General features: G+C 71.1%; 4 protein-coding genes. All 4 read left to right on the top strand.

The window, feature by feature from the left end; all coding sequences use genetic code 11:
- A partial coding sequence (locus ACY45C_RS12075; RefSeq protein ID WP_462187713.1) for a hypothetical protein occupies positions 1 to 215 on the top strand: 215 nt, incomplete at its 5' end.
- 336 nt (positions 216 to 551) lie between these two features.
- Positions 552 to 857, top strand: a complete 306-nt coding sequence (tatA, locus tag ACY45C_RS12070) for a Sec-independent protein translocase subunit TatA (RefSeq protein ID WP_462187712.1) — start codon at positions 552 to 554, stop codon at positions 855 to 857.
- Between the two features lie 76 nt (positions 858 to 933).
- Positions 934 to 1,983 carry a twin-arginine translocase subunit TatC gene (gene tatC / locus ACY45C_RS12065; protein ID WP_462187711.1) on the top strand — a complete coding sequence of 350 codons (1,050 nt, stop codon included), beginning with the start codon at positions 934 to 936 and terminating at the stop codon, positions 1,981 to 1,983.
- Between the two features lie 106 nt (positions 1,984 to 2,089).
- Positions 2,090 to 4,159, top strand: a 2,070-nt coding sequence (locus tag ACY45C_RS12060) for a DEAD/DEAH box helicase (protein ID WP_462187710.1), incomplete at its 3' end; no start/stop codon positions are given.

Below are 4,159 nucleotides of genomic sequence, written 5' to 3'. Positions count from 1 at the left end.
TGCTCTGGGCGCTCCTCTACCTCGTCCTCATCGTCGGCGCGCTCGCCCTGCTGGCGCTCAGTGCGTGGCGGGTGTGGCAGAAGATGCGCGCGGTGCGGGCCGCCACGACGGAGCTGTCCGCGCGGGTCTCGGCCCTGGCCTCGGACACCGCGGCGCTCGCGGCGCGGCTCGACCACGTCGAGGTCAGCGCGCGGCTCGCCGAACGCACGTCCTGACCGGATCCGCTTGACCGGATCCGTGGTCCCCGTGTGATCCGCCGGGAGTGACCGTCGCGTGACGTCGATCGTGCCATATGGTCTTGTGTTGCCACAATCCAGGACTTCCGGCTTGACGAGGTAGCGATCGGTGATGATTTGGGGTTTCTGGTGTCGTTGTGGACACGCTTTGCCCGCCGAGTGCTACGAGCTATCGTGCAGGTTGGCTTCGTTGCGCATCCGTCATCTCCGGGATACCCGCACGCCGTCTATCCCCTCTTAGGCTGGCGGACGTAGCATCGATCGCACCGGTCGTCGGACCGGGCCCGGTACCGCGCTCATCGGAGGACGCCGACCATGCCAAATCTGGGCACCACCGAAATCATCATCATCGCCCTCGTCGTTCTGGTGCTGTTCGGGTCGAAGAAGCTTCCTGACGCCGCGCGTTCCTTCGGTCGTTCGCTGCGCATCTTCAAGGCCGAGACAAAGGGCCTGCGCGAGGATGACCAGCCCGCGCCCGCGGCGCAGCCGGCCCCGTTGTCGATCGAGGCCCGGCCGCCGGTGGCCCAGCCGCAGGCCGCCGCGCCCGGTCAGGCCCCCGCCTCGTCCGTGAATGCCACCGCGTCCGTGAACGGCACCGCCTCGGCCGCCGACCGGGGCTGACCTCACGGCGGTCCCACGGCCTGTCGGGCGTCCGCCGGCGCCCCTTCCTCCTTCCTCTCGACCAGGAGCCGCCGACGTGCCAGGGTTGCCCACGCCGCGAAGGCTCGTCGCATCGGTGAACCACCGCCGCACGCGTACTGTCGAGGACAGTCGCATGCCGCTCACCGAGCATCTGCGTGAGCTGCGCAACCGCGTCGCCATCGCGCTCCTCGCGTTCGCGGTCGCCAGTGTCGTCTGTTTCATCTTCGAGCCGCGCATCTTCGACTGGCTCAAGGCGCCGTACTGCGACCTGCCGGCGAGCAAGCGGTTCAGCCCGGATGGCCTGGCAGCGGACGACTGCACCCTGTACTTCTTCGGCATCCTCGACGCGTTCACCATCCGCCTGAAGATCTCTATGATCGCCGCGGCGGTGGTCTCCTCGCCGGTGTGGCTGTATCAGCTCTGGTCCTTCATCACCCCTGGTCTGCACCGTCACGAGCGGCGCTGGTCGCTGACCTTTGTCGGCGTCTCCCTCGCCCTGTTCGCCACCGGCGGGGTCTTCGCCTACCTGACGTTGTCGACCGGGCTGGGTCTGCTGCTCGGCTTCGGCGGCAACGGGCTGGTCAGCGTCCTGGACGGCAACCGGTACCTCAGCTACGTCCAGGCGATGCTGCTGATCTTCGGACTGTCATTCGAGGTTCCGCTGCTCGTCACGATGCTGAATCTGGCCGGGATCATCAGCACCGCCAAGTTGCGGTCCTGGCGGCGGGCCGAGATCTTCCTGGTGTTCGTGTTCGCTGCGATCGTCACCCCCAGCCAGGACCCGTTCACCATGCTCGCGCTGGGCCTGCCCATGGTGGTCCTCTACGAGGTCGCACTGATCATCGGCTGGCTTAACGACCGGCGGGTGGCCCGCCGCGGGGACACCTCCCCGTACACCGACCTGGACGACGACGAGACCTCCCCGCTGGACTTCGACGACGCCCCGCCCCGCTCGGCGGCCTCCGCGGGCCCCGCGGCGACGGCCACGTCGCCCGGCACGGCGGACCCGGCCGGCACCGGGTCGTCGACACCCGTCGGCGCGGGGACGGCCCCCGTCGCCCCGGGCTTCTCGGGTACCGACGTCACCCACGGCGACATCACCTGACGGGCCTACGGCGACATCACCTGATGATCGTCGGTTCCTCCCCGGCCGGTCGGGACCGGCGTAAACCGGTCGGCTGCCGGCCGTCGCGTCCCGTAGGGTGGCTGATGTGTCCTCCACGCCCGAGATTCTTGTGGAGTTCGCCGCTGGCCTCCCCTTCGGGCTCGACCCGTTCCAGTTCGAGGCGGTTGCGGCGCTGGCGGCCGGTGAAGGGGTGCTCGTCGCGGCCCCGACGGGAGCGGGTAAGACGGTCGTCGGCGAGTTCGCCGCCCATCTCGCCCTGCGCACCGGGACGCGTTGCTTCTACACGACGCCGATCAAGGCGCTGTCGAACCAGAAGTACGCCGATCTCGTCTCCCGCTACGGCGCCGCCTCGGTCGGCCTGCTGACCGGGGACACCTCCCGCAACGGCGACGCCCCGATCGTGGTGATGACCACCGAGGTCCTGCGCAACATGCTCTACGCCGGCCCGGCCGACAACGGCCGGCTGGACGACCTCGGCTACGTCGTCATGGACGAGGTGCATTACCTCGCCGACCGCCAGCGCGGCGCCGTGTGGGAGGAGGTCATCATCCATCTGCCGGCGCAGGTCCGGCTGGTTTCCCTGTCCGCGACGGTGAGTAACGCCGAGGAGTTCGCCGAGTGGCTGGTCACGGTGCGCGGCCACACCCGGGTCATCGTCAGCGATCATCGCCCCGTTCCGCTGTGGCAGCATGTGCTCGCTGACCGCACCCTGTACGACCTGTTCCTCGAGGACACTCCTGGCACCCCGCCGCCGGGCGGACCCGCGGCACTTCGTGCCGTCCTGGACGATGATCTCGCCCGGTCGAGGTGGAGCGCCGGGGTCGAGGCCGGGAACGCCGGGGTCGAGGCCGGATTCGAGGTAGCCGGCACCCGGCGCGCCACCATCGGCGATCGGGACCGCGGCGATCGGGACCGCGGGCGGGAGCGGGAGCGGCCCGGCGGGCGGGACCGGGGCGGTAACCGTAACGGCGAACGGGGCCGGGACACCCAGAGGGGTCGCGGTGGCGACCGTGGTCGCAATGGGGGTGCCGGCCGGGCGCTCGTGGCAGACTTCCCCGCGGCCCGTGGTGGTCCGACGGCGGTCGGTGGACGAGTGGTGAACCCGGACCTGCTGCGGCTGGCCCGCGAGGAGAGCCGGGCGCTGTCGGGGGGCTATCCCACGGTCGGCCGCGGCCGGGGGGCGGCCGGCGCGCGCCGGCGGACGTGGGTGCCGGGCCGGCCGGAGGTCGTCGAACGGCTCGACCGCGACGGCCTGCTCCCCGCGATCGTCTTCGTGTTCAGCCGGGCCGGCTGCGATGCGGCGGTCACCTCCTGCGTGCGTGCGGGTCTGCGGCTCGTCGGCCCCGCGGAGCAGCAGCGGATCCGGACCCTGGTCCGGGAACGCACCGCCGGGATCCCCGAGACCGACCTCGCCGTGCTCGACTACTGGGCGTGGCTGGAGGGGCTGGAACGCGGCATCGCCTCCCACCACGCCGGCATGCTGCCAACCTTCAAGGAGATCGTCGAGGAGCTGTTCGTCCAGGGGCTGGTCCGGGTGGTTTTCGCCACGGAGACCCTGGCACTCGGCATCAACATGCCCGCCCGCACGGTCGTGCTGGAGCGGCTGACGAAGTTCAACGGCGAGAGCCGCGTGAACATCACCCCAGGGGAGTACACCCAGCTGACGGGCCGCGCCGGGCGGCGCGGCATCGACGTGGAGGGCCACGCGGTCGTCCTGTGGCAGCCGGGGCTGGACCCGCTCGCGCTCGCGGGGCTGGCCTCCACGCGGACCTATCCGCTGCGCTCGTCGTTCCGGCCGTCGTACAACATGGCCGTCAACCTGGTCGGCAGGCTCGGGCGGGAGCGGGCACGTACCGTGCTGGAGTCGTCGTTCGCGCAGTTCCAGGCCGACCGGGCCGTGGTGGGCCTGGCCCGGGCGGTGCAGCGCAACACCGAGGCGATCGACGCGAAGCGCGAGGCGTTGAGCTGCGACAAGGGTGACATCGGCGAGTACGACCGGTTGCGCCGGGAGATCGCCGAGCGGGAGGCCGCGCTGTCGCGGGAGGGTTCCGCGCGCCGGCGGGCCGAATCCGCGGCGGCGCTCGCCCGGCTGCGGACCGGGGACATCGTGCGGGTGCCCGCCGGGCGGCGCAGCGGGCTCGCCGTCGTGCTCGAC

The organism is Frankia sp. CcWB2 (assembly GCF_977927585.1).
Note: the sequence above shows the minus strand (reverse complement) of the source record. Positions and strands in the feature narration are given on the sequence as shown.

Excerpts from the sequence above, each read along its gene's own strand:
- tatA (WP_462187712.1), top strand. The coding sequence starts at position 552 with ATGCCAAATCTGGGCACCACCGAAATCATCATCATCGCCCTCGTCGTT.